Origin of the sequence: Synechococcus sp. ATX 2A4, from assembly GCF_024346375.1 — a bacterium.
Classification (GTDB): Bacteria; Cyanobacteriota; Cyanobacteriia; order PCC-6307; family Cyanobiaceae; genus MW101C3.
Window position 1 is genome coordinate 26980 of sequence record NZ_JAGQCV010000011.1, and the last position, 25691, is coordinate 52670.

Below are 25691 nucleotides of genomic sequence, written 5' to 3' on the forward strand. Positions count from 1 at the left end.
TGAGGCGCCCCGGCCTGAGCCCGCGCCCTCCGCCCACGGCTCACGCCGTGGGTTTTTTTTCGTCAATGGCCCGGGCCCGCCCATAGAGTCGTCATTGATGTGGGGCGATGCCGTGGACACCCGTGCCTTCAAGCGCTCGCTGCACCATTCAGAGCGCTACAACCGCCGCGGCTTCGGGCGGGCTGAAGAGGTGGCAGGCAGCCTTGAGCAGGCCTACCAGAGCGCGTTGATCGCCACGATCCGTGAGCAGGGCTACGAGCTGCGCCACGGGCGCCTCACGATCAAGCTGGCCGAGGCCTTCGGCTTCTGCTGGGGCGTGGAGCGGGCGGTGGCAATGGCCTACGAAACGCGCCGGCACTATCCGAGCGAGCGGATCTGGATCACCAACGAGATCATCCACAACCCCTCGGTGAACGACCATCTCCGCCAGATGAACGTGCAGTTCATTCAGGTGGAGGAAGGGGTCAAGGATTTTTCCGAGGTGGGCACCGGGGATGTGGTGATCCTGCCGGCCTTCGGCGCCACGGTGCAGGAAATGCAGCTGCTCAATGAGCTGGGCTGCCACATCGTCGACACCACCTGCCCGTGGGTGTCGAAGGTATGGAACACGGTGGAGAAGCACAAGAAGCAGGCCTTCACCTCAATCATTCACGGCAAGGTGAAGCACGAGGAAACGCTCGCCACCAGCTCCTTCGCCGGCACCTACCTGGTGGTGCTCGACACCGCTGAAGCCCAGATGGTCTGCGATTACATCCTCGGGCGGGGCGATCGCACGGCCTTCATGGAACGCTTCGCCAAGGCCTGCTCGCCGGGCTTCGACCCCGAGCGCGACCTCGACCGGGTGGGGGTGGCCAACCAGACCACCATGCTCAAGAGCGAAACCGAGGACATCGGGCGCATGTTCGAGCGCACGATGCTGGCCCGCTACGGGCCCACCGCTCTCAACGACCACTTCCTGGCCTTCAACACGATCTGTGATGCCACCCAGGAGCGGCAGGACGCCATGTTCTCGCTCGTGGACGAACCGCTGGATCTGCTGGTGGTGATCGGCGGGTACAACTCCTCGAACACCACGCACCTGCAGGAAATCGCCATCAGCCGCGGCATCCGTTCCTTCCACATCGACACGCCCGAACGGATCGGCCCCGGCAACCGCATTGAGCACAAGCCCCTGGGCGGCGAACTGGAGAGCGTGGCCCCCTTCCTGCCGGAGGGGCCGCTGAAAGTGGGGATCACCTCCGGTGCCTCCACCCCCGACCGGGTGGTGGAGGATGTGATTCGTCACCTGATGGAGCTGTGCGAGCCCTGAGCAGCGGTGCCAGCGGCGTCAGCGCCGGGAACGGCAGCGCGCAGGGGCAGCAACCAGTTGCTTGGCCTGCCACAGGGGCATCTCAGCTTGCTGTCACATCGGCTGCCTACCAGCCGGACGCCGCGATTTACGGTTGCCTGTGACAACCAGAAACAGTTCATCCACTCCGGCCTCCGGTAGGTCCAAACCTTTGACCTTCACCCAGCCCCGCCACCTCTCCGCCGCTGTTGTGCCCACTTCCCAGTTACGCAATGGGGAGGATGCGCGCATCCGGTGCTACACGAGCGTCTTCGCCGATCTGATGGAAATGCGTGCGGAGCCACGCACCGTTGCCACCTACCTCGACCACCACGACGGCTGGTTTCGCCGCTGTGCGGCGCCCATGCAGGTGCTGCCGCTCGGGCATAACGGCTACGCCCTCACCCTCGGACGCTTCGGCAACTTCGGCTTCGAGGTGGAGCCCACGATCGGGCTGGAGCTGCTGCCCCAGAGTGAAGGGGTCTACCGGATCGTGACGATCCCCCTGCCGGAAGGCGACCCCGCCCTGCAGCAGATCTACGACGTCGCCTTCAACGCCTCGCTGCAGCTTGAGCGCGGCGAAGGCGATCAGGCCCTCTCCACCATGGTGCGTTGGACGCTCGATCTGAGCGTGTGGATCCGGCTGCCCGCGGTGATCGGGCTGCTGCCCGAAGGACTGGTGCAATCGAGCGGCGATCACCTGCTGCGCCAGATCGTGCGGCAGATCTCCCGCAAGCTCACCTGGAAGGTGCAGGAAGATTTCCACGCCACCCACCAGCTCACCTGCCCGCCCCGGCGCAAGGCACGCTTCTGAGCACCAGGCTCACGGCCCAGTCCTTCTGCCCGCACCTGCTCGCCCAACCCTGATGGCTGGACGAGTCCATCAGAACGAGGGGGCCGATTCGCCTGATCGGCCTCTGTGCAGGCTTAGCGGCTGGGGCTCTGTGCAGGCTTAGCGACGCGGGCTTTGTGCGGGCCTCAGCGGCTCGTCCAGATCTTGTTGACGATCTGCATGCCGCTGACCGCCTGCCACAGAAACAGCGACATGACGGTCATGTTGAGGCCCACATGCGCCTTGCGGGCGAGCATGTTTCCCTTCTGCATGGCCGGAGCGAAGGCGGCAGCCACGGCGATGAGGCTCACCATGGCGATGCCCGCCAGCAGGTGCGGCCCCACGAACAGCTTGCCGTTGTTGATGTAGGTGACGGCCATGCCGCCGAAGCTGCCGAGCACCATCAGCGCCAGCACCAGGCTGCCGATCTGAAAGTGGCGCTGGGCGAACTTGCCCTTGATCAACTCCTTGCGCTGTTCGGGTTCAGCGGTGCGGGTCTTCTTCGCCTTCACCCCCAGATAGAGGGCGTAGCCGAAGAGCGCCAGCAGCGCCCACATCAGCAGGGGATGCAGGAAGTTGAGATTGAAGGCCAGGGCGTCCGGCATCGAAGTGAGAACGGTGACGCTGCGAAGCTACAACTCACGGTGACGTCCCGTCCGTTCAGTGGAGAAAGTGACGACGTCCGGTGGTGACCATCGCCAGGCCGAGCTCATCGCAGGCCCGGATCGAATCGCCATCCCGGAGGCTGCCGCCCGGCTGGATCACCGCCGTGATGCCCTGGCGGGCAGCCAGGCGCACGGTGTCGTCGAAGGGGAAGAAGCCATCGCTGGCCAGCACCGCCCCCCGGGCCGCCTCTGCAGAGGCCTCAAGCGCGAGCCGCGCCGATCCCACCCGGTTCATCTGACCCGCACCGATGCCGAGGCTGGTCCCATCGCGCGCCACCACAATCGCGTTGGAGCGCACATGGCGCACCAGCCGCCAGGCAAAGCGCAGATCCTCCAACTCGCTCGCCGTCGGCGCCCGGCCCGTCACCACCTGCCACCCGGCTTCGTCCACCGGCTGATCGTCGAGGTCCTGCTGGAGCAGCCCGCCGAGCACGCTGCGCCACTGGTGGCGGGGGGCCCGGGTGATCGCTGCCGCATCGAGCTCCAGCAGGCGCAGGTTGGCCTTGGCGCCCAGCTGCTCGCGGGCCTCGGGGCTGTAACCCGGTGCCACCACGCACTCCAGGAACAGGCCGGTGAGCAGCTCGGCAGCCGCCTGATCCACCGGCGTGTTGAGCGCCACGATGCCGCCGAAGGCCGAGGTGCGATCGGCATCGAGGGCCCGCCGCAGGGCCATCGCCCCATCGGCGGCGACCGCCACGCCGCAGGGATTGGTGTGCTTCACCACCACGGCGGCCGGCGCGTCAGCGGCGGTGCCCTGCGCCAGGTCGGCGTAGCCGAACTCCCGCACGGTGGCGAGGGCGGCTTCGAGATCCAGCAGGTTGTTCATGCTCAGCTCCTTGCCCTGCAGCTGGCGCGCCGCGCCCCAGCCGGCGGCGGGAGCGGAAAACCAGGACGCCTGCTGATGGGGATTTTCTCCGTAACGCAGGGTCTGCTGAAGCGGCAGCTCGATGGCCAGCGGTTGGGCCGGCGCGGCGGCCTCCAGGCGGCGTTCCAGCCAGGCGCTGATGGCCGCGTCATAGGCGGCGGTGTGGCGGAAGGCCTCCAGGGCCAGGCGCCGGCGCAGCGCGACGTCGAGCGCGCCGGCCGCAAGGGCGGCCAGGAACGGCTCGTACTGGGCCGGGCTGGTGAGCACGGCCACGGCGGCATGGTTCTTGGCGGCGGCGCGCACCATCGCCGGGCCGCCGATGTCGATCGTTTCCACCGCGGTTTCCCAGCTCACGGCCGGATCGGCCACCGTTTCACGGAACGGATAGAGGTTCACCACCACCACATCGATCGGGGGGATGCCCTGGGCTTCGAGGTCGGCCTGGTGGGCGGCATCATCGCGGCGGGCCAGGATGCCGCCGTGGATGCGGGGGTGCAGGGTCTTGACCCGGCCACCAAGGATTTCCGGGGAGCCGGTGTGCTCCGCCACCCGCGTGACCGGCAGGCCCGCCGCCGCCAGCACCGCGGCAGTGCCGCCGCTGGAAAGCAGAGAGAAGCCATGGCTGTGGTGGAGGGTGTGGGCCAGCGCCACCACGCCCTGTTTGTCCGACACACTCAGAAGCGCCGTGGGTGCCATGTCGATCGAGACGCGATTGCCACAACCTACGCAGCAACCCCCCGTTTTTTTCCGCCCCCACCCCTCCAATGCCTACCGATCAGCGTGCCCACGGACCTGCCGAGGCGAAGCAACGGCTGGTGCTGCTGCACGGCTGGGGCGCCGATGCGGATGATCTGATCGATCTCGGCCAGGAGCTGGCTGGTCCCGCCATTGGCCTGGTGGGGCTGCGGGCCCCCGAACCCCATCCACAGGGCATGGGTCGCCAGTGGTACGACCTGCAGAATCCGCTCTGGCCTGAGCTGGTGGCTGCGGCCAGGCGATCGCTGCGGCTTCGCCTGCTGGAGTTGGGCGAACAGGTGCCGCTGGAGCACACAGTGGTGCTGGGCTTCTCCCAGGGCGCCGCAATGGCGGTGGATGTGGCGAGCAGCCTGCCACTTGCGGGCGTGATTAGCTGCAGCGGCTATCCCCATCCAGACTGGCAACCCTCAGGCCGCCTGCCTCGGGTGCTGCTCACGCACGGCCGCGAGGACCCGGTGGTGCCCTACGCCGCCAGCGAGCGGCTGGTGCAGTTGCTGCAGGGCGCCGGCGGGGAGGCCGAACTGCTGGGCTTCAGCGGCGGGCACAGCATCGATCCGGCACTGTTTCCGCAGCTGCGGGCGTTCCTGAAGGACCAGCTCGGCGGTGCACCGGCCTGAGCAGGTCCTGGGGTTGGGGCCTTGCGGCCAGAGTTCTGGAGTTGAGGCCGTGGCTGCAAGGGTTCGCTAGGGCCATCACGGGGAGGCCAGCCCTTGGGGGCGGCCTTCCCGCAGAGGAAATCAGACGAAGGCGTATTCGTACTCTTCCATTTCTTCCCAGTCGTCGGCGGCGCCGGATTCGATGCCGGCGAACAGGTTTTCTTCGCCGATCTCATCGACGATCAGACGCAGGGAGGGGAACAGGAAGTGGTTCTCTTCGGCGTACTGGGCGCTGAACAGGCCCTTTTCGCCCCAGAAGAAGCGATCGGTGGTGTGCTCGTTGCGGCGCACGTTGAGCAGAGCCGGCGGCACCAGCGCGGATTCGGCAATGAAGCGCCGGGCGGCCGTGACCGGTTTGTGTTCACCGGTTTCGAGGTTGTGGGTGGGCACATGGGCCAACACACGCTGACCGGCAAGACGACGGCGGCTGATCCGCTTGCGCTTCTTCGACATGGAACGACTCCCGAGGGGGAGGAAAGTGAGGATGGGTTTTGTGGCTTGCCAAGGCGAGCCACGTTGAGTGCGCACCCGTAGCGGGTGCGGGGAACGACCAAAACAAGGCCGTCCGGGAGCAGGGGTGTGCAGTGCGGCCTGCTGCCAGGCCGCGCCCGAACACAACGCGGATAACGACGCGGCGCACCCGAGCGGGGCGCCGAACAGCAGAGGGACGATTCAGCCTCTGCTGTAGCCTCGATTGCAAGGGAAATGCAACCGGTGCCGCCGATACCTCCGCAGTGCCATCCGCTCCCGGACAGCGAAGTATTGGTCGATACGTAAATCTTAAGCCTTTTTCCGAAATCCGCATCATCGGATCGCAATTTCTTTCGGCAACCCGTCCGTTCCAGTGCTGATGGAGGTTTCTGCGCGCTTCACGGCCTTCCTGACCCATCAGCTGGATCAGTTCTCCGATCGCTCTGACCTCCATTCCCTGGTCGTTTACCTCGCCATGACGCGCCAAGGCGGCAAGCCGGGCCTGGTGCCGGTGGGCCATTGGCCACCCAGTGCCACCGCGCTCCCCCCCGTCGATGAAGACCGCAGCCTGCAGCTGCCTTGCCCGGAGCGCCGCTGGCTGCCGTTGCGCCGCGAGCAGCTCCTGCTCGGTGCCATCCGGGTGGAAACGGCCTCCCTGCCCTGGTCACCCACACTCACGCCACGGCTGCAGGCCACAGCCCAGGCGGTCACCGAAGTGCTCTGCCTCGATCTGGAGGAGCAACGGCTCACCCGCCAGCTGAAGCGGAACCAGGAGGATCTGCGGCTGCTGGTGCACCAGCTGCGCAACCCGCTCGCCGCCTTGCGCACCTTCGGCAAGCTGCTGCTCCGTCGCCTGGAGGGCGACCCCGACAACCGCTCCCTGGTGGAAAACCTGCTGGCGGAAGAGCAGCAGCTCAACCGCTACGTGGAGGCGATCGACGGCCTGATCGAGCGGCCCCTGATCGGCCCCGGCAGCCTGGATCCCCAGCCCCTGCTGCTGCCGCCCTCCCTGAGTTCGGGCCAGCCCCAGGCGCTGGCGGAGCGCCTCGATCCCCTGCTGAAACGCGCCGCCGCCACGGCCTCGCTTCAGGGCCGCCGCTGGCTGGGCTGCGAGGCGCTGCCCCAGTGGTTCGGCGATAGCGGCGCCGTGGCCGAGATCGTGGCCAACCTGCTGGAGAACGCCTTTCGCTACTGCCCACCCGGCGCACCGATCGGCCTGGCGGTGGGCCATGCCCCCGGCGACGGCGAGCGGCCCCGGCTGATCATCTGGGACGGTGGGGCGCCGATCGCCGCGGCCGAACGGGAAGCGGTCTTCGAGCGCGGCAGACGGGGGGCACAGGCGGCCGGTATGGCCGGGACGGGCCTCGGGCTCACCCTGGCGCGGGCACTGGCCCGCAGCCTGGGTGGCGATCTCACCCTGCACATCCCGCCGCAGGCGCTGGATGCCGCCCTGCCTGCCGCGGGCAATGCCTTCTGCCTGCAGCTGCCCGCCAGCACCGCGCCCGCCGTGGGGCGGCTCAGGCCAGCGCCAACGCCACTGCCATAACTCCAAGCGCCACGGCTTCGCACCACTCCACGCAGGCGCCGTAGGTGTCGCCGCTGTGGCCACCCAGGCGCCGCCCCAGCAGCCAGGGAATCGCCAGCGCAGGCGCCAGGCCCAGGCCGCCGAGGCCGCCCAGACCCACCGGCCCGGAGGCCAGGGCCAGCAGCAGCAGCAGCGGCAGGGAGGGCAGCAGTTCGCGGCCCAGGCCGCGCCAATGCTGGCGATGAAAGCCAGCCGTGCCGCCGCTGGCCTGCCGCAGATAGGGAAAGCATTGAATGGCAACCAGCGGGGCGAGACGGCCCCACACCGCCGCCCAGATCAGCGCCAGGGCCACCAGCGGCGCCGGGGCCACCTCGGCGAGGGTGAGCAGGCCGGCAGCACGCACCAGCAGCCATTGCGCGAAGGCGGCCACGCCGCTGGCGCCCACCCGGCTGTCGTCCATCGCCTCCAGTGCCCGCTCCCCTGCCGCCAGGCCGTCGGCGGTGTCCATCACCCCATCGATGTGAATCCCGCCGCTGACGCTGATGCCGCAGACCAGCACCAGGGCCACCTGGGCCGCCGGGGGCAGCCAGCCATCGGTGAGGGCCCAGAGCAATGCCTGCAGACCACCGAGCACGGCGCCGATCCAGGGCCCGAAGCGGGCGATGCGCTCGAAGCTGGGCTGCACCCCCGGCCAGGCCGGCAGCACGCTGTAGAAGATCCAGGCGCCGGCGAGCTCCTGCCACCAGGCCGGCGCGGCGGATGGAGATGGCGAACGGGAGGGCACGGGCCGCAACGCGACGGAAGGGAGCACCTAGGTTCGTCCCCCGTGCGCGCTGACGCCGTGAACCGCTCCGCCCCCGAGGCTGCCGGGCCTGAGGCCGAGGCGCCGTTCCGCTTTGAGGTGTCCCACCGCTGCAGCCACAGCCACGCCCGCTGCGGCAGCTTCCACACCCCCCACGGGGTGGTGGACACGCCGCGCTTCATGCCGGTGGGCACCCTGGCCACGGTGAAGGGGGTCACCCCCGAGCAGCTGCGCGCCACCAACGCCCAGATGGTGCTGGCCAACACCTATCACCTGCATCTGCAACCGGGTGAGCAGGTGGTGGCGGAAGCGGGCGGCCTGCATCGCTTCATGGGCTGGAGCCGACCTTTGCTCACCGATTCAGGCGGCTTCCAGGTGTTCAGCCTGGGGGCGATCAACACGATCAACGACGACGGCGTGGTGTTCCGCTCCCCACGCGACGGCGCCCGCATCACGCTCACGCCGGAGCGGTCGATGGAGATCCAGATGGCGCTGGGGGCGGATGTGGCCATGGCCTTTGACCAGTGCCCCCCTTATCCGGCCAGTGAAACCGATGTGGCGGAAGCCAACCGGCGCACGCATCGCTGGCTGGAACGCTGCATCACCCACCACAGCCGGCCCGATCAGGCCCTGTTCGGCATCGTGCAGGGGGGAACCCATGCCCATCTGCGCGAAGAATCGGCGCGGGCGGTGGCGGCAATGGGCCTGCCCGGCATCGCCATCGGGGGGGTGAGCGTGGGCGAACCGGTGGAGGCGATGCATCGCATCGTGCGCCAGGTGACGCCGCTGTTGCCGGACGACCGGCCGCGCTATCTGATGGGGGTGGGCAGCTACCGCGAGATGTCGATCGCGGTGGCACAGGGAATTGATCTGTTCGACTGCGTGCTGCCCACCCGGCTGGGCCGGCACGGCACCGCCCTGGTGGGAGGCGAGCGCTGGAACCTTCGCAATGCCCGCTTCCGCCATGACCACACCCCGCTTGATCCCAGCTGCCCCTGCCCGGCCTGCGCCCACCACAGCCGCGCCTACCTCCACCACCTGATCCGCAGCGACGAACTGCTCGGGCGCATCCTGCTCAGCCTCCACAACCTCACCCAGCTGCTGCGCTTCACCGGGGCCATGGCGGCGGCGATCCGGGAGGGGTGTTTTTCAGAGGATTTCGCTCCGTGGGAGCAGGGATCTCCGGCGGCGCACACGTGGTAGCGTCCGATCCACACAGGTTTCCAAGGCCCGAGATGCCTTTCTCCATGCTCTTCGCCTTCGCGACTGCCAACACTGCGGCGGGCTCCACCCTGGCCCAGCTTCCGGAGGCTTATCAGGCCTTCGGTCCCTTGGTGGACATCCTGCCGATCATTCCCCTGTTCTTCCTGCTGCTGGCCTTCGTCTGGCAGGCCTCGGTGGGCTTCCGCTGATCAGCTTCTGCTGACTGTCTTTCGCTGCTAGCGGTAGCTCGGGTCCCGTTCGCTTCAGCGGCGCTCCTGGATCACCGCCCAGGCGAAGGCCGGCAAGGCCAGCATCCGCCGCCAGCGAGCGGGTTCCTGGATGAGGCGGAACAGCCATTCCAATTGCAGGGTGCCCATCCAACGGGGCGCCCTTTTTTTGACGCCGGCCCAGACATCGAAGCTGCCGCCCACCCCCATCCACAGCCCGGAGTGGCCGTGGTGGACTCGTTGAATCCAGGTTTCCTGGCGGGGCACCCCCAGCGCCACCAGCACCAGATCGAGCTGGGCGCTGTGCAGGGCGTGCTCCAGGCCCGGCCAGGCTTCCGGCGCCTGGTAACCGTGGATCGTCAACACCAGCTGGAGCGCCGGCAAGCGCCGGCGCAGGTGCTCGCTCAGCGCCGCCATCACCTCCGGGCTGGCCCCCACCAGCGCCACCCGCCAGCCGGCCTCGGCGGCCTGCTGCAGCAAGCGATCCGCCAGCTCGATGCCCGGCGTGCGCCGCACCCGATGCCCCTGCCGCCGCAGGGCCCACACCACGCCGGCGCCATCGGGAATCACCAGCTCGGCGGCATGGATCACCGCGCCCAGCTCCGGCTGCTCCAGGGCGGCCATGGTCATCTCGGCATTGAGGGTGACGATCTGGCCGCCGCCAGCGCCATGGAGATCGAGCGCTGCCGCAAACACATCCGGGCAGACATCCACCGGCAGGCCGAGCACCCGGGAGCGCCGGGCCGCTAACGGGGTGGATTGTGTGGCCATCGCTGCCTGAGGGCCGTGGGGCCGCGGGAGAGAATGAGTGGAGAGTACCGGTGCCGGTGGCGCCGTGATTCCCGTCGCACGGAGCCGAAGCAGGAATGACAGACAGCTGGGCGGCGGATACCTGGGGCAGCGGCGATCCCGCCCACGGCCTGCCCACACATGAAGCGCCCGTGAGGCAGGGCCCGCTGCGGCTGGAGCGGACCGAGGCAGAAGCGTTGCTCGAGCGGCTGTTTGCCCAGATCGACCAGGTGGTGCTGGTGCGCCAGCACCCGATCAGCGGACTGCTGCCCGCCAGCACCGCCCACACCGTGCATGGCAACTACGGCGACGCCTGGGTGCGGGACGGGGTGTATTCGATCCAGTGCGTCTGGGGGCTGGCCATCGCCCAGCGGCGCCTGCACGGGGCCGGCACGCGGGTGTATGAGCTGGAGCAGCGTGTTCTGCAGCTGATGCGCGGCCTGCTCACAGCGATGATGCGCCAGGCCCACAAGGTGGAGCGCTTCAAGCGCAGCCTCGACCGCCTCGATGCCATCCACGCCAAATTCGAGACCTCCAGCGGCGATCCGGTGGTGCCCGATGACGGCTGGGGCCACCTCCAGCTTGATGCCACGGCGCTCTACCTGCTGCAGCTGGCACAGCTCACCCGGGCGGGGCTGGTGGTGGTGCGCAGCCATCACGAGCGGGATTTCCTGCAGAACCTCGTGTACTACGTGGCCCGCGCCTATCGCGTGGCCGACTACGGCATCTGGGAGCGGGGCGACAAGGGCAACCACGGCGAACCGGAACGCAATGCCAGTTCGATCGGTCTGGTGAAGGCGGCGCTGGAGGCGCTCGAAGGGCTGGATCTCTATGGCCCCCATGGCAACGGCCACTGCCGTCTGCACATTCCCCACGACGCGATCGTGCGGTTGCGGCGGGCCCTGCAGGCCCTGCTGCCCCGGGAGTCAGCCAGCAAGGAAGTGGACAGCGCCTGCCTGGCGGTGATCGGCTACCCGGCCTGGGCGGTGGACACGCCGGAGCTGGTGGAGCGCACCCGCACCAAGATCCGCCGCGAGCTCGGCGGCGCCTACGGCTACAAGCGCTTTCGCCGCGATGGCCACCAGACCCTGATCGAAGACCACAACCGCCTCCACTACGAACGGGAGGAGCTGGCGCAGTTCGAGAGCATCGAATGCGAATGGCCCCTGTTCCTGGGCTACGAGCTGGTCACGGCCTGCTGCGAGCAGCGCTGGGAGGAGGCCTGGCGCTGGCGGCGGCGGCTCGAATCGGTGAGCGTGCTGGTGGATGGCGTGCCGCTGCTGCCCGAGCTCTACCTGGTGCCGGAGGAGGCGATTGCCGCAGAGCGGCGCCAGCCCGGCAGCCAGGCCCGGGTGCCCAATGCCAACGTGCCGCTGCTGTGGACCCAGAGCCTCACCTGGCTGGGGGATCTGCTGCTGCACGGCCTGATCGAGCCCGAGGACATCGACCCCTGTGGGCGGCGGCTGCCGCGGCCGCTGGGGGCGGAGCAGGTGCTGGTGGCCCTGGCGCCGGCCACCGCCGAGATCGCCGCCGCCCTGGAGCAGAAAGGTCTGCCGGTGAGCCGGCCGGATGGCGCCGTACGCATCGCCAGCTCCCAGCAGCTGGCACGGCGCAAGGCTCAGGTGGGCGCCAACGCCCGGCTCGGCCTCAGCGGCCATCCGCCCGTGCGGATGGAAACCATGGCCACGGCGCGTCTCTACCGCTGCCCTGGCGCCGACGGTGAGGACACCATCGCCTTCCTGCCCGCCGTGCTGGAGGAAGGCACCTTCTACCTGGCGGACGACCCCGAACAGCTCGCCGACACCGTGGTGAGCGAGCTGCGGGTGCTGATGCGCCAGTGGCGCGGGCCAGGGCTGCCGCTGCTGGTGATTCCCCTGGCTGTGGTGCCCTTCGGCAGGGATCCGGGCGCCCTGCTGCGGCTGGGTGAACGGCTGCGCGAAGGGCTGGTGGAAGGGGTGCCGGTGCGGCTCGACCGGCTCGAAGCCTTCACCGAGCTGGCCGGCTGGGAAACGCTGCCGCCACTCCCGGCCGCCGCGGCGCCAACGGCGCACAGCCGCCCACCGCTGCTGCTGCAGAGCACCAGCCAGCAACCGCTCACGATCCAGCAGGAGCAGGAGCTTGAAGACGCGTCCTTGCCCGCCCTCGCCAACCGCCTCTGGAGCAGCACTTCCCTGCCCGAACAGGCCGAGGTGCTCGAACAGCTGGTGCGGCGGCTCGGCTCCAACGCCATCCTGCAGGGCCCGCTCAGCAGCGGCCCGGTGACCCTGCGGGGTCTGGTGGAGGAGGTCTACCGCCGTGGGCTGATGAAGGGCGACTGGAACGTGGTGCGCCGTTGCGGCGGGCTGATGCAATTGGTGCACCCCCAGCTGGAGGATGCGCTCACCGATCTGCTGGTGCACCAGAAGCAGCTGGTGGTGGGCCGCAACTACACGCGCGACTCGCTGATCACCGAACCGCAGGGCAGCGTGGCGATCGCGGCGATGATCCAGCGCTTCAGCGGCGAAGACGGCCGCGAATGGATGCTGCAGCAGGAGCTGCTGCTCGCCCTCGATGGCCTGGCGCGGCTGGAGCCGAAGCTGCTGCGCGGCAGCCTCACCCTGCAGCTGGGCCAGCTGCTGCTGCTGCTCACCGGAGAGCTGGCGGCTGAACAGGATCTCACCCCCGACGAAGCCTTCGAAACGCTCTGCAGCCTCCCCCCCCATGCCATCCGCCGCCGCCTGCGGGCCGTGCTCGCCGACGTGGATCACGCCCGCGAGGCGTTGCTGGCCAAAGAGCAGCTCCACCTGCTGGGCCGGGTGCAGTGGGAAGTGCCCGATCCGATGGAGGATCTCCCCCCCGGCGGCACCAGCTGGCTGCAGCACCGCCAGCGGCTGGGGGCCCTGCAGCGGGTCCCGCGCGATTTCTATGCCGGCATCTGGGACCTGCTGCACCATTGCCGCGGCCTGGTGATCGGCGACAAGCTGGAGCGCCGCAACCGGCTGGAAAGCGAACCGCTGCTGTCGGAGAAGACCCGGGGCGAACGCAACTTCGCGTCGCTGGTGGAGCACCTGCTGATCAAGATCGAGGCACCGGAATACCGGCAGCTCTGCACGGAAACGCTGCTGTCGCTGGTGGCCTTCGTGGGCGCCAACCCCCAGGTGCGCTTCGACGACTACCTGGCACTCGATGTGGTGATCGGCTACGCGGTGCGGGCCGGCTGGGCCCAGACCCATCCCCACCAGCCGATCGCGGCCTACGCGCAGCACAAGGCGTCGGCCTGGGATCTCTTTTACCGCTCCTCACCCGCCACCTGCCGCCGCTGGCAGATGCTGGCCCTGCGCGATCTGGCGGAGATCCGCCCGGCCCCAGCCCCGGCTCAGATGGGCACGTCAAGTGCCATGCAGAGCGCCGGCTGATCCACCGCCCGCTCAATCAGATTGGCCAGCAGCAGCGCACGCGAGGCCTGCTGGCCATCCACCGCTGGGGTTTCCCGGCCGCGCACGCACTGCAGGAAGTGCTCCAGTTCGGCGTAGAGCGGTTCGATCGAGGTGGTGCTCACCTCCTCGATGAAGCCGTCGTTGCGGTACAGCAATTCGCCGTGATCCGCCGACACCCACTCGTGGGCGCGGCGGTGGATGTGCAAGCTGCGGTTGAGGAAATCGGTTTCCACCAGGCTGGCGCGGCAGTGGGCGCTGAGGCTGCGGATCTTGCGGTGGGCCATCTTGCTGGCCGTGAGGCTCGCCACCACGCCGTTCTCGAAGCCGAGCGTGGCATTGACGTAGTCGATCGGCCCCTCGGCGCTGCGCCCGCCAGCCGCCGCCAGCCGCACCACCGGCGCCTGGGCGAGTTCCAGCACCAGATCGATGTCGTGAATCATCAGATCGAGCACCACCGACACGTCGTTGGCCCGATCGGCATGGGGGCTGTGGCGGCGGGCTTCGAGCACCACCACCTCCTCATTGGCCACCACCTTGCGCAGTTCGCGGAAGGCGGGGTTGAAGCGCTCGATGTGGCCCACCTGCAGCTGGCGGGCACTGGCTTCGGCGGCCTGAATCAGGGCGCTGGCCTCCTCCTGGGTGGCAGCGATCGGCTTCTCGATCAGCACATGCAGGCCCGCCTGCAGGCAGGCCATGCCGACCCGGTGGTGCAGCAGGGTGGGCACGGCGATGCACACCGCCTCCACCTCGCTCAGCAGCGGGCCGTAGTCGGGAAACCAGCGGCAGCCGAACTGCTCGACCGCCAGCCGGCCGCGCTGGGCGTCGGGGTCGGCCACCCCGACCAACTCCGCATCGCGCAGGAGGCTCAGCACCCGGGCGTGGTGCCAACCCATGTTGCCGATGCCAATGACGCCGACTTTCACCGGCGTGATGGGATCCGTCGTCATCGCGTCACATGCTCGCGCGTCAACGGCCCAGACCTCGTTCCTTAGACGGCATTATCAACGATCACCCTGCGCGGCGGGGCTCCGTTCATCGGCGGGCCGGCAGGTGATGCGAACCCGCTCGATGCGGGGGCCGTCCATGGCGGTGATCTCGAAGTGATGGCCCTTCCAGCGCAGGCTTTCCCCGGGGGCCGGGATGTGCTGGAGGCGCTCCAGCAGAAAGCCGGCCAGGGTGTGATGGCCATCGGCTTCGGGCAGGCGCAGACCCAGCTGCCGGTTCAACTCGAAGATTTCCAGCTCGCCGGCCACCAGCCAGCTGTCGTCCTGCAATTGCTGAAGATCGTCGCCCCCCTCAAGATCGTCGTCCTCGTCGCCGACGATCTCGCCGGTGAGATCGGCCACCGTGACCAGCCCCTCGGTGCCGCCGTGCTCATCCACCACCACCAGCAGCGGCTGGCCGCTGCGGATCAGCGGCAGCAGCTCCGCCAACGACGCGGTTTCCTGCACGCGGGCCACTGGCGAGATGAAGGGGGCCAAGGGGGTGTCGCCCTGCAGCTGGCCGCGGGCGATCGGTTCGGCGAGGCGACGCAGGTCGAGCATGCCGCGCACGTCATCCAGCGACTGGCCAATCACCGGAAAGCGCGCGTGGTGGGTCTGATGGACCGCATCCATCATTTCGGCAAAGCAGGCATCAAGCGGCAGGGTGACCATGCCGGATCGGGGCACCATCACCTCCCGCACCTGGGTGTCGCGCAACGAGAACACCCCTTCGAGGATGTTGCGCTCATCCGGCATCAGCCCCGTGACGCTGTTGGATTCGATCAGGGTTTCCAGCTCCCCGGCCGAGAGCGCCGGCACCAGCGCATCCCAGTTGCGGGGCAGCCCCAGCAGGCGCAGCAAGGTGACGGTGACCCGCTCGAACAGGGTGAGCAGGGGTGCCAGGGTGCGGTTCACCGATTCGAGCACCGGCGCCAGCCGCAGGGCGGAGGCCTCCGGGCGGTGCAGCACCCAGGCCTTCGGGATCAGGCCGCCCAGCAGGGTGGCCAGGCTCACGATCACGGCGAACACCAGCAGGTCGATCCAGGGGCGCTGGCCAGTGGGATCGAGGCTCGCCGCCAGGCCGCGCCCCGACCACCCCAGCGCCACCACGGCCAGCGTGGCGCCCAGCTGGGTGGCCAGCAGCGTGCGGCGCAGGCGCTTCTGCAGCCGCTCCACCGCCTTGGCGCCAGGGGTGCCGTCGCTGGCCAGCACCTGCACCCGACTGGAGCGCAGGCGGATCAGGGCGAATTCAGCCGCGGCGAAAAAGCCCAACAGGGCCACCAGGGCCACCAGCAGGAGACTCAGGCGCAGGACCAGCACGATCGGGGCGTCAACGGCGAAAGGAAGGTTCACTCCACAGTGACGCTCTTGGCCAGGTTGCGGGGCTGATCGACGTCGAGGCCGCGATGGGCCGCGATGTGATAGCTCAGCAACTGCATCGGAATCACGGTAAGCAGGGGCGAGAGCAGCTCGTCCACGGCCGGCACCGGCAGCAGCACATCGAAGAGGCCGGTGTCGGGGCCTTCCGGTGCCACCCCGATCAAACGGGCATCGCGCGCCTTGGCCTCCTGGGCGTTGGAGAGCACCTTGTCGAACACCACGCCCGGCATCGCGATCGACACCACCGGCACGCGCGCATCGAGCAGGGCGATCGGCCCGTGCTTCATCTCACCGGCCGGATAACCCTCGGCGTGGATGTAGCTGATCTCCTTGAGCTTGAGGGCCCCCTCCAGCGCGATCGGATAGTTGATGCCCCGGCCCAGGAAGATCACATCCTGGGTGTCAGCAAAAAGATGGGCAAGCTCGGCGCACTGGCGGTCGTGCGTTTCCACCAGCTGCTGGAGCTGGGCCGGCAGGGCCCGCAGCCCGCTCACCAGGGCCTGCAAGTCGGCTGGGCTGCGGCTGGAGCGCCGTTCAGCGAACGACAGCGCCAGGCCGTAGAAGGCCAGCAGCTGGCCCATGAAGGTCTTGGTGGCAGCCACACCGACCTCAATGCCGGCGCCGATGTCGAGCAGGTGGGGGACCAGGCGCCCGAGCGAGCTCTCCGCCCGGTTGGTGATGCCGAGCAGCCGTGGGGCGTAGGTGGGATCGGGGATCAGGTCGCGCCGTTCACGCTCCATCAGCAGCGCCGCGAGGGTGTCGGCGGTTTCGCCCGATTGGGTGACCCCGATCGTGAGCGTGTGGGGCACCAGCGGCGGCGGCGCGTAGCGGAATTCACTGGCGTAGAACACCGAGGTGGGCAACCCGGCCAGCTGCTCCAGCAGGTAGGCGCCCACCAGGGAGGCGTGGCGGCTGGTGCCGCAGGCGAGGATCTGCACCCGCTCCACCTGCTCGAACACCCCGTCTTCCAGCGGTAGCGCCACCAGGGACGGGCCGGCCGGGCCGCCGCTGGGCTCCGGCAGGTGGCGCGCCACCCACAACGCCGCCGTTTCCGGCTGCTCATGGATCTCCTTGAGCATGAAGTGGCGGAAGCTTCGCTTGTCCGCCACGTGCTCGGTGCCAGTGAGCAGGCGCGGCAGGCGCTGCACCCGGGCACCGGTTGCGTCATAGAGCTCGATGCCGAGGGGCGTGAGCAGGGCCAGTTCGCCGTCTTCGAGCGGCAGGATCGTGCGCGTGAAGCCAGCCAGGGCGGGGGTGTCGCTGGCACAGAGGAACTCCCCTTCGCCAAGGCCGATCAGCAGCGGCGCCTGACGGCGGGCCACCAGCAGGGCGCCGGGGGTCTGGGCCCACAGCACCGCCAGGGCATAGGCACCATGCAACAGCGGCAGCAACTGTTGCACCGCTTCGAGCAGCAGGGCGCCACTCGGGGTCGCCCCCGCTGCCAGCCGGGCCGCCAGCTCCCGCGCAATCAGGTGCGGGATCACTTCTGTGTCGGTGTCGGAGCGGAAGTGAACGCCCTCGGCCTGCAGCTCTTCGCGCAGCTGCCGGTGGTTCTCGATGATGCCGTTCTGCACCACCGCCAGCTGGCCGCTGCCATCGAGGTGGGGGTGGGCGTTGCGCTCCTCGGGCTTGCCGTGGGTGGCCCAGCGGGTGTGACCGATGCCGCAGTTGCCGGTGGCACCCTGCCGCTCCAGCCGCTGGGCCAGGTTCACCAGCTTGCCCTCCGCCCGCAGACAGATGAGCTGGGGCGTGCCGTCCGGCTCAGCTGAGGAGCCAGCCGCGGAGGCGCCGGCCCTGCCGGGCGTGGACACCGTGGCCAGACCGGCAGAGTCGTAGCCGCGATATTCGAGCTGACGGAGGCCTTCCATCAACAGGGGGGCGGCCTCCCTGGAGCCGATCACCGCAACGATGCCGCACATGGGCGATGGGTCGGAATTGGGCTGGTTCTACAGGATCGCCGCTGGGTGGCAACGGCTCCAGGTGACACTCAGCGGCTGGGCCGCCGGACACGCAGGCCGAAGCTCCAGGCGGCATGGACGCACAGCACGCAAAGGCCAACATGCAAAAGCCCGGCATGCGCCGGGCTGGAAGCGCTTGCAGAGGGCCAAGGCGGGCTCAGTAGGCCAGACCCATGCTGCGGCTGGTTTCGTCGCCCAGGTAGACGCGGACGCTGAGGAAATCGGTGGGGCAGGCGGTTTCACAACGCTTGCAACCGATGCAGTCTTCGGTGCGGGGGGAGGAAGCGATCTGGCCAGCCTTGCAGCCATCCCAGGGCACCATCTCCAGCACATCGAGGGGGCAGGCCCGGACGCACTGGGTGCAACCGATGCAGGTGTCGTAGATCTTGACGGAGTGGGACATGCCCGACCGGAGGCGAACGGCGTGCGGCCAAGGTACCCAAGGCGACCGAAGCCAAGGCTGGGCTGGGCCGAGGCCGTCATTCTTTTTCATATGCCCCGGGGTCCCGTCCGGGGCGGACCCGTAGGATGCGGCCTCCCACTAAGCGGCCATGTCACAGGAAGCGATCTTCGAGAAAGTGCGTTCGATCGTTGCCGAGCAACTCAGCGTGGATGCCGCTGAGGTCAAGCCCGAATCGAACTTCCAGAACGACCTCGGCGCCGACTCTCTCGACACGGTGGAGCTGGTGATGGCCCTGGAAGAAGCCTTCGATATCGAGATTCCCGACGAGTCCGCTGAAGGCATCACCACCGTGGGTGATGCCGTGACTTACATCTTGGACAAGCAGGCCTGAGGGTGTTGATGGTGGAGGGACTCCACCGCGTCGTGGTCACAGGCCTGGGCGCGGTCACACCAATCGGCAACACCGTTTCCGATTACTGGGAAGGCCTGGCCTCGGGTCGCAATGGCGTGGCCGCAATCACCCTGTTTGACGCCTCGCGCCATGCCTGCCGTTTTGCGGCGGAAGTGAAGGATTTCGATCCCGTCGGCATGATCGACCGCAAGGAAGCCAAGCGCTGGGATCGCTTCTGCAAGTTCGGGGTGGTGGCCGCCAAGCAGGCGGTGTTGCACGCCGGTCTCACGATCGACGACACCAACGCCGACCGGGTGGGCGTGGCGATCGGCTCCGGTGTGGGCGGGCTGCTGATGATGGAAACCCAGGCCCATGTGCTGGCCGACCGCGGACCGGATCGGGTCAGCCCGTTCTGCGTGCCGATGATGATCCCCAACATGGCCGCCGGTCTGGCCGCCATCGCCCTGGGAGCCAGGGGCCCCAGCAGCGCCGTGGCCACCGCCTGTGCCGCCGGTTCCAACGCCATCGGCGACGCCTTCCGGCTGATCCAGCTGGGCCTGGCTGATGCCATGGTCTGCGGCGGCGCAGAATCGGCGATCACCCCGCTCGGGGTGGCCGGTTTTGCCAGCGCCAAGGCCCTGTCGTTCCGCAACGACGACCCCGCCACCGCCAGCCGCCCCTTCGATGCCGAGCGCAACGGCTTCGTGATCGGCGAGGGAGCGGGGATCCTGGTACTGGAAAGCCTTGAGCACGCCACCCGGCGCGGCGCCGAGGTGCTGGCGGAGATCGTCGGCTACGGCATGACCTGCGACGCCTACCACTACACACTTCCCTCCCCGGGCGGTGTGGGGGCAGCGGAGGCCATGCGGCTGGCCCTGGCCGATGCCCGGCTGGAGCCGGAAGCGGTGGATTACGTGAATGCGCACGGCACCAGCACCCAGGCCAACGACAGCAACGAAACGGCCGCCATCAAGTCGACTCTCGGTCAGCACGCACTTCGCACACCGATCAGCTCCACCAAATCCATGACCGGCCACCTGCTCGGTGGCAGCGGCGGCATCGAAGCCGTCGCCGTTGTCAAGGCCATGGAGCACGGCCTCATACCACCTACGATCAACTTCCAAAATCCCGATCCAGCTTGTGATCTGGATGTCGTGCCGAACCAGGCGCGGGAACAGAAACTGAACGTCGTGCTCTCGAACTCCTTCGGGTTTGGTGGTCACAACGTCTGCCTCGCATTCCGCAGGAAGCCCTGAACCTCCCGTTCAGCCGTCCTCCAGGAAGCCCTCACACCACCCCCTCCTCTTCGCCATGGTCGCTGCTCCTTCAGTGGACACCCTGTCCATCGACACCCTCTGCATCAACAGCATCCGCTTCCTGGCGATCGATGCCGTCAACAAGGCGAATTCCGGTCACCCTGGTCTGCCGATGGGTGCGGCGCCGATGGCCTATGCGCTGTGGGACAGGGTCCTGAAGCACAACCCCAGCAACCCCGGCTGGTACAACCGCGATCGCTTCGTGCTCTCGGCCGGCCACGGCTGCATGCTGCTCTATTCGCTGCTGCACCTCACCGGCTACGACAGCGTGGGGCTGGAGGACATCAAGCAGTTCCGTCAGTGGGGCTCCAAAACTCCCGGTCACCCGGAAACCTTTGAAACCGCCGGCGTCGAAGTCACCACCGGCCCCCTCGGCCAGGGCATCGCCAACGCCGTGGGCCTGGCGATCGCCGAAGCCCACATGGCAGCGCGGTTCAACAAGCCCGGTGTCGACCTTGTTGATCACTACACCTACGTGATCATGGGCGACGGCTGCAATCAGGAAGGGGTGGCCAGCGAAGCCGCCTCCCTGGCGGGCCACCTGGGGCTGGGCAAGCTGATCGCCCTCTACGACGACAACCACATCACGATCGACGGCAACACCGCGGTGTCGTTCACCGAAGACGTGATGAAGCGGTATGAGGCCTATGGCTGGCACGTGCTGCATGTGGCCGATGGCAACACCGATGTGGCGGCGATCACCCGCGCGATCGAAGCGGCAAAGGCGGTCACAGACAAGCCCACCTTGATCAAGGTCACCACCACCATCGGCTTCGGCTCCCCCAACAAGGCCAACACCGCCGGTGTGCACGGCGCCGCCCTCGGTGCCGCGGAAGCCGAGCTCACCCGCGAGGCCCTCGGCTGGTCATACGCCCCGTTCGAAGTGCCCCAGCAGGCCTACGACCACTGGCGCCAGGCCCTCAGCCGCGGTGCCGCCGCCGAGGCCCAGTGGAACGCCAACCTGGACGCCTACCGCGCCCAGTACCCCGCCGAAGCGGCTGAATTTGAGCGCCAGCTGCGTGGGGAGCTGCCCGAAGGCTGGGAAGCCAAGCTGCCCACCTTCACCCCTGCAGACAAAGGCCTGGCCACCCGCCAGTACTCCTACAACGTGCTCAACGCCGTGGGGCCCAGCCTGCCCGAACTGATCGGCGGCTCTGCCGATCTCACCCACTCCAACCTCACCGACATCAAGGGCGAGGCCAGCTTCCAGAAAGGCGCAGAAGCGAACCGCTACCTGCACTTCGGCGTGCGGGAGCACGCCATGGCCTCGATTCTCAACGGCCTGGCGTATCACGGCAGCGGCCTGGTGCCCTACGGCGGCACCTTCCTGGTGTTCGCGGGCTACATGGTGGGCGCCATGCGCCTGTCGGCCCTCAGCGAGCTGGGCGTGATCTACGTGCTCACCCACGATTCGATCGGCCTCGGCGAAGACGGCCCCACCCACCAACCGGTGGAAACGCTCGCCTCGCTGCGTTCGATTCCCAACCTGCTGGTGATGCGTCCCGGCGATGGCAACGAAACCAGCGGCGCCTACAAAGTGGCGATCAGCAACCGCAAGCGCCCCACCGTGCTGGCCCTCAGCCGCCAGGCGATGGTGAACCAGGCCAACTCCTCGATCGATCAGGTGGCCAAGGGCGGCTACGTGCTGATCGACTGCGACGGCACCCCCGATCTGATCCTGATCGGCTCCGGCACCGAGCTCGACCTCTGCGTCAAGGCCGCCGAGCAACTGAGCGCTGATGGCAAGCAGGTGCGGGTGGTGTCAATGCCCTGTGTGGAGCTGTTCGAGGAGCAGGACGCCAGCTACCGCGAAGCGGTGCTGCCCGCCGCCGTGCGCAAGCGCGTGGTGGTGGAGGCCTCCAGCTCGTTCGGCTGGCACAAGTACAGCGGCTTCGACGGTGACACCGTGTCGATCGATCGCTTCGGTGCCTCCGCTCCTGGCGGTGTGTGCCTCGAAAAGTTCGGCTTCACGGTCGACAACGTGGTGGCAAAGGCGAAGGCCCTGGGCTGAGCCATCCCGCCATGCCGATGGAGATGCTCGAGCTGTTTCCGCGCTACGTGCTCACGGGCACGTTGCCCGGCGGCATGCTGGAGCCTCTCCTTTCCCTGGCGGAGCGGGTGCTGGCCGATACCGGCCTCACCAGCGATGCTTCCCCCAAGCTCGCCGGACAGTTGCAGCAGCAGCGCGAACTGGGTCCGCAGTTTCCGGAGATCACGGCGCTGTGCAGCGAGGTGGTGCTGCCGGCCTGCGAGCACTGGTTGCGCCATGTGATGGAGCGGCAGCCACCCCAGGGCCGTGGGCCGTGGCACCCGGGCCGCTACGGCCTGCAGATGATCGACATCTGGCTCAACAGCCAGCGGGGCGGGGATTACAACCCGGTGCACACCCATGGCGGCTCGTTCTCCGGCGTGCTGTTCCTGAAGGTGCCGCCGCAGATCAACGGCAGCAGCTTCGACGGCCAGCTCTGTTTCCACGGGCCGGAGGAATGGCACATCCAGAGTTTCCGCACCGGCATGGCGCACTACGTGCAACCCGTGCCAGGCGCCTTCTATGTGTTCCCGGCCTGGCAGCCCCATTCGGTGCCGCCATTCCGTGGTGAGGGCGAGCGCTGGTCGCTGGCCTTCAACGTGCAGGCCGTTCCCGCCCCGCCAGGCGCGCCGGGGCAGCAGGCCGCTGCTGCCGCGCCCCGGGGGCGTCTGCAGGTGGGGCCGGCCGTGCCGCCGCCGGCCCCGGCCAGCAGCAACGTGTCGCTGTCCTCCACCCGGAAGCGGCCTGGTGGCTTTGCCTGAGCCTGAGCGGCGCAGGCGACACTCCTCCCACCGATCGAATTGAGGCGCTGCCGAACCAACTGCCGCACCGGCGAGCTAATGGCGGCGCTGGCGGGGCGGTGAGGCGAGCACCAGCAGCACGGCGCTGACCAGCAACACCAGGCTGGAGAGCACCTGGATCTGGGGGGAGATCTCGCGCTGGAAAGCCCCAGCCAGATAGAGCGGCAGGGTGACGGTTTCGCCAGCGGTGAAGCTGCTGATCACATAGTCGTCGAAGGAGAGGGAAAAGGAGAGCAGGGTGGCCGCCAGCAAGCCCGGCGCCAGCAGCGGCAGGGTGACCCGGCGGAAAGCCGCCAGCGGTGGAGCGCCGAGGTCCTGCGCCGCCAGCTCAAGCGTGGGGTCGAAACCCGCCAGCCGCGCCTTGAGCGTGAGTGCCGCATAGCTGAGGCAGAACAGGCTGTGGGACAGCACCAGGGTGAGGGGCCCGCGGGGCACATCGGCGCGCACGAACAGGCTGAACAGGGCGGTGGCCAGCACGATCTCTGGGTTGGTGAGCGGCAGCGCCAGCAACAGCTCGATCCAGCGCCCCGCCCGCAGACGCGCGCGGCTGAGCGCCAGGGCCATCAGCCCGCCCAGAAGCACCGCCAACAACGCTGCGGCCAGGGCCAGGCCGAGGCTGGTGAGGAAGGCCTGGGTGAGGGCGGCGTTGCGCAGTGGGTGGCGCCAGTTCTCCAGGGTGAAGCCCTGCCAGAGCAGGTTGAAGCGACCGCGGGGGGCGTTGAAGCTGAACAGCACCGTGACCACCACCGGCGCATACAACAGGCCATAGGCCAGCGCACTCCACACCCCCAGCAGCAACGCACCGGTCTTGTTCATGGCAGCGGCAGATCCTCCACGCCACGGCCGCGCAGCTGCAGCACCACCGCCACCGAGATCAACGCCATCAGCACGAGCGTCAGGGCCGCCGCCCGGGGCGCCTGCAGTTGCACCAGCAGCAGGTTGTCGATCGTGTTGGCGATCATCCGCTCGTTGGGGCCGCCCAGGAACAGTGGATTCACCACATCACCGGCCGCCGGGATGAGGCTCAGCAGCAGGCCGGCTCCGAGCCCCGGCAGCGACAGGGGCCACACCACCCGGACGAAGGAGCGCAGCGGGCCGGCATGCAGATCGGCAGCGGCCTCCAGCAGGCGGGGGTCGATCCGCTCCATCGCCACCACCAGCGGCAGCACCAGAAACGGCAGCACCCCATTGGTGAGGCCCAGGATCACCGAAGTGGGCGTGTTCAACAGCCGTCCATCGCGCAGCACCCCCAGCCCATTGAGCAGCTCGGTGAGGCCGAGGGTGTCCAGCAGGCCCAGCACCGGGCCGTTGTCGCCGAGCAGGCTGGTCCAGGCAATCGCCCGCACCAGATAGGACGTGAGCGAGGGCAGCACCACCAGACCGATCAGCAGCGGTTGCCAGCGGCCGCCGCGGAAACGGATCGCGAAGGCCAGCGGATAGGCCAGCACCAGGCCCACGGCCGTGGCCACCAGGGCGTAGCTGAAGGAACGCACCAGGATCGGCCCATAGGCCTGCAGCACCTCCAGGTAGTTGGCCACCCGGCCGGTGAACACGGTGTCGAGGCCGAAGCGGCTGAGCGGCTCCGACAACGACAGGGGCACCAGAGCCAACAGCGGCAGCACGTACAGGGCCAGCAGCCACAGCAGGCCCGGGGTCAGCAGCAGCCACGGCCAGTGGCGCCGCAGCTCAGCCCTCGGTGATACGGGCAAAGCGTTCCTCCCAGCGGGCTTCCTCCTGATCGCTGAGCGGCCCGAAGACGTGCAGCTTTTTCTGCATGGCCGCATCCGGGAACATCAGCGGGTTGTTCGCCAACGGGGCGGTGGCGGGATCCTTCGCCAGCACCTCGCGCACCCCTTCCACCGGGGAGATGTACTGCACAGCAGCAGCGATGCGTGCCGCTTCCACCGGCTCGTACACCCAGTTGAGCCAGCGGGCCACCTCCTGCGGGTGGCGGGCGCCCTTGGGCATCAGCATCACGTCGGCCCAGAGCACGCCGCCGCTGTCGGGCACCAGGAAGCGCAGATCCGGTTGCTCCATGGCCAGCTGCGCCACATCCCCCGACCAGCCGATGCAGGCAGCCAAGTTTCCCGCCAGCAAATCGGTCTGGTAGTCGTTGCCGGTGAAGCGGCGGATCTGGCCGTCCTTGCGCGCCTGCTCCAGGCGGTCGAAGGAGGGCTGGGCCGCGGCCCAGGTGGGGCGGGTGATGTCCTGGCCGTCGGCCAGCATCAGCAGGCCCATGGTGTCGCGCATCTCCAGCAGCGCCGACACGCGGCCCTTGAGCGCCGGATCGAACAGATCATCGATGCCGCGCAGTTCGCGGCCGGTGGCCTTGATGTTGTATGCGATGCCGGCGATGCCCGACTGCCAGGGCAGGCTGAAGCGCTGCTCCGGATCCCAGGAGGGCTTGCGCAGGGACGGAACGAGGTTGCGGGCGTTGGGCACCTCCGCCAGGGGCAGCGGCTCCATCCAGCCCAGCCGGATCAGCCGCTCGGCCATCCAGCCGGTGAGCACGATCAGGTCCTGGGCGAGCGGCCGGCCGGCAGCCAGCTGGGGCTGGATGCGGGCGAAGAACTGGCGCACATCGTTGACGTCTTCGACGTAGCGCACCTGGATGCCGGTGTCCTTCTGGAAGCGCGCCACGCTGCCAGGGGCGCCGGGGGCGTCCACATCGATGTAGAGGGGGAAGTTGGAGATCACCAGCTCCCGGTCCTTGCTGCCTTCGCCGCCGCCGCCATCGCTCTGGCCGCCGGTGCCGCCGCCACCCCCGCCACCACAGGCCTGCAGCAGCGGCGGTGTGAGCGCTACGCCCGCCGCTGCCAGGCCCAGCTGGCGCAGAAAGACCCGGCGGCTGCGGGCGGACGGGGTGGAGCCGGAACGGGAAAACGGTCGGGTCATGG

23 protein-coding genes are annotated in these 25691 nt (G+C 68.5%); 11 read left to right on the forward strand and 12 right to left on the reverse strand.

Annotated features, from left to right (window positions below):
- Nucleotides 1-112 precede the first annotated feature (112 nt).
- Both KBY97_RS11155 and KBY97_RS11160 read left to right on the forward strand, forming a co-directional pair.
- Nucleotides 113-1309, forward strand: a complete 1197-nt coding sequence (locus tag KBY97_RS11155) for a 4-hydroxy-3-methylbut-2-enyl diphosphate reductase (RefSeq protein ID WP_255147041.1) — start codon at nt 113-115, stop codon at nt 1307-1309.
- Nucleotides 1310-1499: 190 nt separating this feature from the next.
- On the forward strand, nt 1500-2141 hold the full coding sequence (locus KBY97_RS11160) for a DUF1997 domain-containing protein (protein ID WP_255147043.1): 642 nt from the start codon (nt 1500-1502) through the stop codon (nt 2139-2141).
- A 164-nt stretch (nt 2142-2305) separates the two neighbouring features.
- Here the strand turns inward: KBY97_RS11160 and KBY97_RS11165 are convergent, their stop codons facing one another.
- Both KBY97_RS11165 and purH read right to left on the reverse strand, forming a co-directional pair.
- Nucleotides 2306-2764 carry a DUF4079 domain-containing protein gene (locus KBY97_RS11165; protein WP_255147044.1) on the reverse strand — a complete coding sequence of 153 codons (459 nt, stop codon included), beginning with the start codon at nt 2762-2764 and terminating at the stop codon, nt 2306-2308.
- A gap of 55 nt (nt 2765-2819) precedes the next feature.
- A complete protein-coding gene (gene purH, locus KBY97_RS11170; protein ID WP_255147045.1) occupies nt 2820-4385 on the reverse strand; it encodes a bifunctional phosphoribosylaminoimidazolecarboxamide formyltransferase/IMP cyclohydrolase in 1566 nt (521 codons plus the stop codon).
- A 68-nt stretch (nt 4386-4453) separates the two neighbouring features.
- On the opposite strand from purH, the gene KBY97_RS11175 reads away from it, so the two are divergent.
- Nucleotides 4454-5062 (forward strand): alpha/beta hydrolase, encoded by a 609-nt coding sequence (locus tag KBY97_RS11175; protein ID WP_255147046.1) that lies wholly within the window; start codon nt 4454-4456, stop codon nt 5060-5062.
- A gap of 120 nt (nt 5063-5182) precedes the next feature.
- On the opposite strand, the gene KBY97_RS11180 is transcribed toward KBY97_RS11175, so the two are convergent.
- Nucleotides 5183-5554 carry a DUF3155 domain-containing protein gene (locus KBY97_RS11180; RefSeq protein ID WP_255147047.1) on the reverse strand — a complete coding sequence of 124 codons (372 nt, stop codon included), beginning with the start codon at nt 5552-5554 and terminating at the stop codon, nt 5183-5185.
- Between the two features lie 397 nt (nt 5555-5951).
- On the opposite strand from KBY97_RS11180, the gene KBY97_RS11185 reads away from it, so the two are divergent.
- Nucleotides 5952-7118 carry a sensor histidine kinase KdpD gene (locus KBY97_RS11185; RefSeq protein ID WP_255147048.1) on the forward strand — a complete coding sequence of 389 codons (1167 nt, stop codon included), beginning with the start codon at nt 5952-5954 and terminating at the stop codon, nt 7116-7118.
- On the opposite strand, the gene KBY97_RS11190 is transcribed toward KBY97_RS11185, so the two are convergent.
- On the reverse strand, nt 7090-7881 hold the full coding sequence (locus KBY97_RS11190; protein WP_255147049.1) for an adenosylcobinamide-GDP ribazoletransferase: 792 nt from the start codon (nt 7879-7881) through the stop codon (nt 7090-7092). The two genes, KBY97_RS11185 and KBY97_RS11190, sit on opposite strands and share 29 nt — an antisense overlap.
- 117 nt (nt 7882-7998) lie before the next feature.
- Between KBY97_RS11190 and tgt the strand changes: the two genes are divergently transcribed.
- On the forward strand, nt 7999-9102 hold the full coding sequence (tgt, locus tag KBY97_RS11195) for a tRNA guanosine(34) transglycosylase Tgt (RefSeq protein ID WP_399217720.1): 1104 nt from the start codon (nt 7999-8001) through the stop codon (nt 9100-9102).
- Between the two features lie 44 nt (nt 9103-9146).
- The gene (locus KBY97_RS11200; RefSeq protein WP_255147050.1) at nt 9147-9311 is read left to right on the forward strand and encodes a photosystem II reaction center protein K; all 165 of its coding nucleotides are present in this window, start codon (nt 9147-9149) and stop codon (nt 9309-9311) included.
- Nucleotides 9312-9365: 54 nt separating this feature from the next.
- Here KBY97_RS11200 and KBY97_RS11205 read toward each other — a convergent pair whose 3' ends face one another.
- Nucleotides 9366-10100 (reverse strand): WecB/TagA/CpsF family glycosyltransferase, encoded by a 735-nt coding sequence (locus tag KBY97_RS11205; RefSeq protein WP_255147052.1) that lies wholly within the window; start codon nt 10098-10100, stop codon nt 9366-9368.
- Nucleotides 10101-10195: 95 nt separating this feature from the next.
- Between KBY97_RS11205 and KBY97_RS11210 the strand changes: the two genes are divergently transcribed.
- Entirely contained in the window at nt 10196-13513 is a 3318-nt protein-coding gene (locus KBY97_RS11210) for a glycoside hydrolase family 15 protein (protein ID WP_255147054.1), read from the forward strand.
- Here KBY97_RS11210 and KBY97_RS11215 read toward each other — a convergent pair.
- From KBY97_RS11215 to psaC, 4 genes are all read right to left on the reverse strand, one after another.
- On the reverse strand, nt 13474-14481 hold the full coding sequence (locus KBY97_RS11215; RefSeq protein WP_255147055.1) for a Gfo/Idh/MocA family protein: 1008 nt from the start codon (nt 14479-14481) through the stop codon (nt 13474-13476). The genes KBY97_RS11210 and KBY97_RS11215 overlap by 40 nt on opposite strands.
- 54 nt (nt 14482-14535) lie before the next feature.
- The gene (locus KBY97_RS11220; RefSeq protein WP_255147140.1) at nt 14536-15828 is read right to left on the reverse strand and encodes a hemolysin family protein; all 1293 of its coding nucleotides are present in this window, start codon (nt 15826-15828) and stop codon (nt 14536-14538) included.
- A 38-nt stretch (nt 15829-15866) separates the two neighbouring features.
- The gene (glmS, locus tag KBY97_RS11225) at nt 15867-17816 is read right to left on the reverse strand and encodes a glutamine--fructose-6-phosphate transaminase (isomerizing) (protein ID WP_255147056.1); all 1950 of its coding nucleotides are present in this window, start codon (nt 17814-17816) and stop codon (nt 15867-15869) included.
- Between the two features lie 196 nt (nt 17817-18012).
- Nucleotides 18013-18258: a photosystem I iron-sulfur center protein PsaC gene (psaC, locus tag KBY97_RS11230; RefSeq protein ID WP_094513650.1), complete on the reverse strand. Its 246-nt coding sequence runs from the start codon at nt 18256-18258 to the stop codon at nt 18013-18015.
- A 148-nt stretch (nt 18259-18406) separates the two neighbouring features.
- Here psaC and acpP point away from each other — a divergent pair, with 148 nt between their 5' ends.
- Genes acpP through KBY97_RS11250 form a run of 4 tightly spaced genes read left to right on the forward strand, consistent with a single transcriptional unit; the run spans nt 18407 to nt 22755 of the window.
- Complete coding sequence (gene acpP / locus KBY97_RS11235) at nt 18407-18649, forward strand: acyl carrier protein (protein ID WP_255147057.1); 243 nt, start codon at nt 18407-18409, stop codon at nt 18647-18649.
- Nucleotides 18650-18657: 8 nt separating this feature from the next.
- Nucleotides 18658-19905, forward strand: coding sequence for a beta-ketoacyl-ACP synthase II (gene fabF, locus KBY97_RS11240; RefSeq protein ID WP_255147058.1), 1248 nt, complete (start codon nt 18658-18660; stop codon nt 19903-19905).
- A 55-nt stretch (nt 19906-19960) separates the two neighbouring features.
- Complete coding sequence (gene tkt / locus KBY97_RS11245; protein WP_255147059.1) at nt 19961-21976, forward strand: transketolase; 2016 nt, start codon at nt 19961-19963, stop codon at nt 21974-21976.
- Nucleotides 21977-21993: 17 nt separating this feature from the next.
- Entirely contained in the window at nt 21994-22755 is a 762-nt protein-coding gene (locus KBY97_RS11250; protein ID WP_255147141.1) for a putative 2OG-Fe(II) oxygenase, read from the forward strand.
- A gap of 75 nt (nt 22756-22830) precedes the next feature.
- Here the strand turns inward: KBY97_RS11250 and KBY97_RS11255 are convergent, their stop codons facing one another.
- Genes KBY97_RS11255 through KBY97_RS11265 form a run of 3 tightly spaced genes read right to left on the reverse strand, consistent with a single transcriptional unit; the run spans nt 22831 to nt 25689 of the window.
- Entirely contained in the window at nt 22831-23610 is a 780-nt protein-coding gene (locus KBY97_RS11255; RefSeq protein ID WP_255147060.1) for an ABC transporter permease, read from the reverse strand.
- Nucleotides 23607-24503 carry an ABC transporter permease gene (locus KBY97_RS11260; protein ID WP_255147061.1) on the reverse strand — a complete coding sequence of 299 codons (897 nt, stop codon included), beginning with the start codon at nt 24501-24503 and terminating at the stop codon, nt 23607-23609. Before KBY97_RS11260 ends, KBY97_RS11255 begins: the two co-directional genes overlap by 4 nt.
- Nucleotides 24481-25689, reverse strand: a complete 1209-nt coding sequence (locus KBY97_RS11265) for a PotD/PotF family extracellular solute-binding protein (protein WP_255147062.1) — start codon at nt 25687-25689, stop codon at nt 24481-24483. Before KBY97_RS11265 ends, KBY97_RS11260 begins: the two co-directional genes overlap by 23 nt.
- Nucleotides 25690-25691: the final 2 nt, after the last annotated feature.

Bases quoted from the DNA above. Each gene is read 5' to 3' on its own strand.
- KBY97_RS11250 (WP_255147141.1), top strand. From the start codon at position 21,994: ATGGAGATGCTCGAGCTGTTTCCGCGCTACGTGCTCACGGGCACGTTG.
- purH (WP_255147045.1), bottom strand. From the start codon at position 4,385: ATGGCACCCACGGCGCTTCTGAGTGTGTCGGACAAACAGGGCGTGGTG.
- KBY97_RS11205 (WP_255147052.1), bottom strand. From the start codon at position 10,100: ATGGCCACACAATCCACCCCGTTAGCGGCCCGGCGCTCCCGGGTGCTC.
- KBY97_RS11165 (WP_255147044.1), bottom strand. From the start codon at position 2,764: ATGCCGGACGCCCTGGCCTTCAATCTCAACTTCCTGCATCCCCTGCTG.
- fabF (WP_255147058.1), top strand. From the start codon at position 18,658: ATGGTGGAGGGACTCCACCGCGTCGTGGTCACAGGCCTGGGCGCGGTC.
- KBY97_RS11215 (WP_255147055.1), bottom strand. From the start codon at position 14,481: ATGACGACGGATCCCATCACGCCGGTGAAAGTCGGCGTCATTGGCATC.
- KBY97_RS11180 (WP_255147047.1), bottom strand. From the start codon at position 5,554: ATGTCGAAGAAGCGCAAGCGGATCAGCCGCCGTCGTCTTGCCGGTCAG.
- tkt (WP_255147059.1), top strand. From the start codon at position 19,961: ATGGTCGCTGCTCCTTCAGTGGACACCCTGTCCATCGACACCCTCTGC.
- psaC (WP_094513650.1), bottom strand. From the start codon at position 18,258: ATGTCCCACTCCGTCAAGATCTACGACACCTGCATCGGTTGCACCCAG.
- KBY97_RS11210 (WP_255147054.1), top strand. From the start codon at position 10,196: ATGACAGACAGCTGGGCGGCGGATACCTGGGGCAGCGGCGATCCCGCC.
- KBY97_RS11185 (WP_255147048.1), top strand. From the start codon at position 5,952: ATGGAGGTTTCTGCGCGCTTCACGGCCTTCCTGACCCATCAGCTGGAT.
- KBY97_RS11255 (WP_255147060.1), bottom strand. From the start codon at position 23,610: ATGAACAAGACCGGTGCGTTGCTGCTGGGGGTGTGGAGTGCGCTGGCC.
- acpP (WP_255147057.1), top strand. From the start codon at position 18,407: ATGTCACAGGAAGCGATCTTCGAGAAAGTGCGTTCGATCGTTGCCGAG.
- KBY97_RS11175 (WP_255147046.1), top strand. From the start codon at position 4,454: ATGCCTACCGATCAGCGTGCCCACGGACCTGCCGAGGCGAAGCAACGG.
- KBY97_RS11200 (WP_255147050.1), top strand. From the start codon at position 9,147: ATGCTCTTCGCCTTCGCGACTGCCAACACTGCGGCGGGCTCCACCCTG.
- KBY97_RS11265 (WP_255147062.1), bottom strand. From the start codon at position 25,689: ATGACCCGACCGTTTTCCCGTTCCGGCTCCACCCCGTCCGCCCGCAGC.
- glmS (WP_255147056.1), bottom strand. From the start codon at position 17,816: ATGTGCGGCATCGTTGCGGTGATCGGCTCCAGGGAGGCCGCCCCCCTG.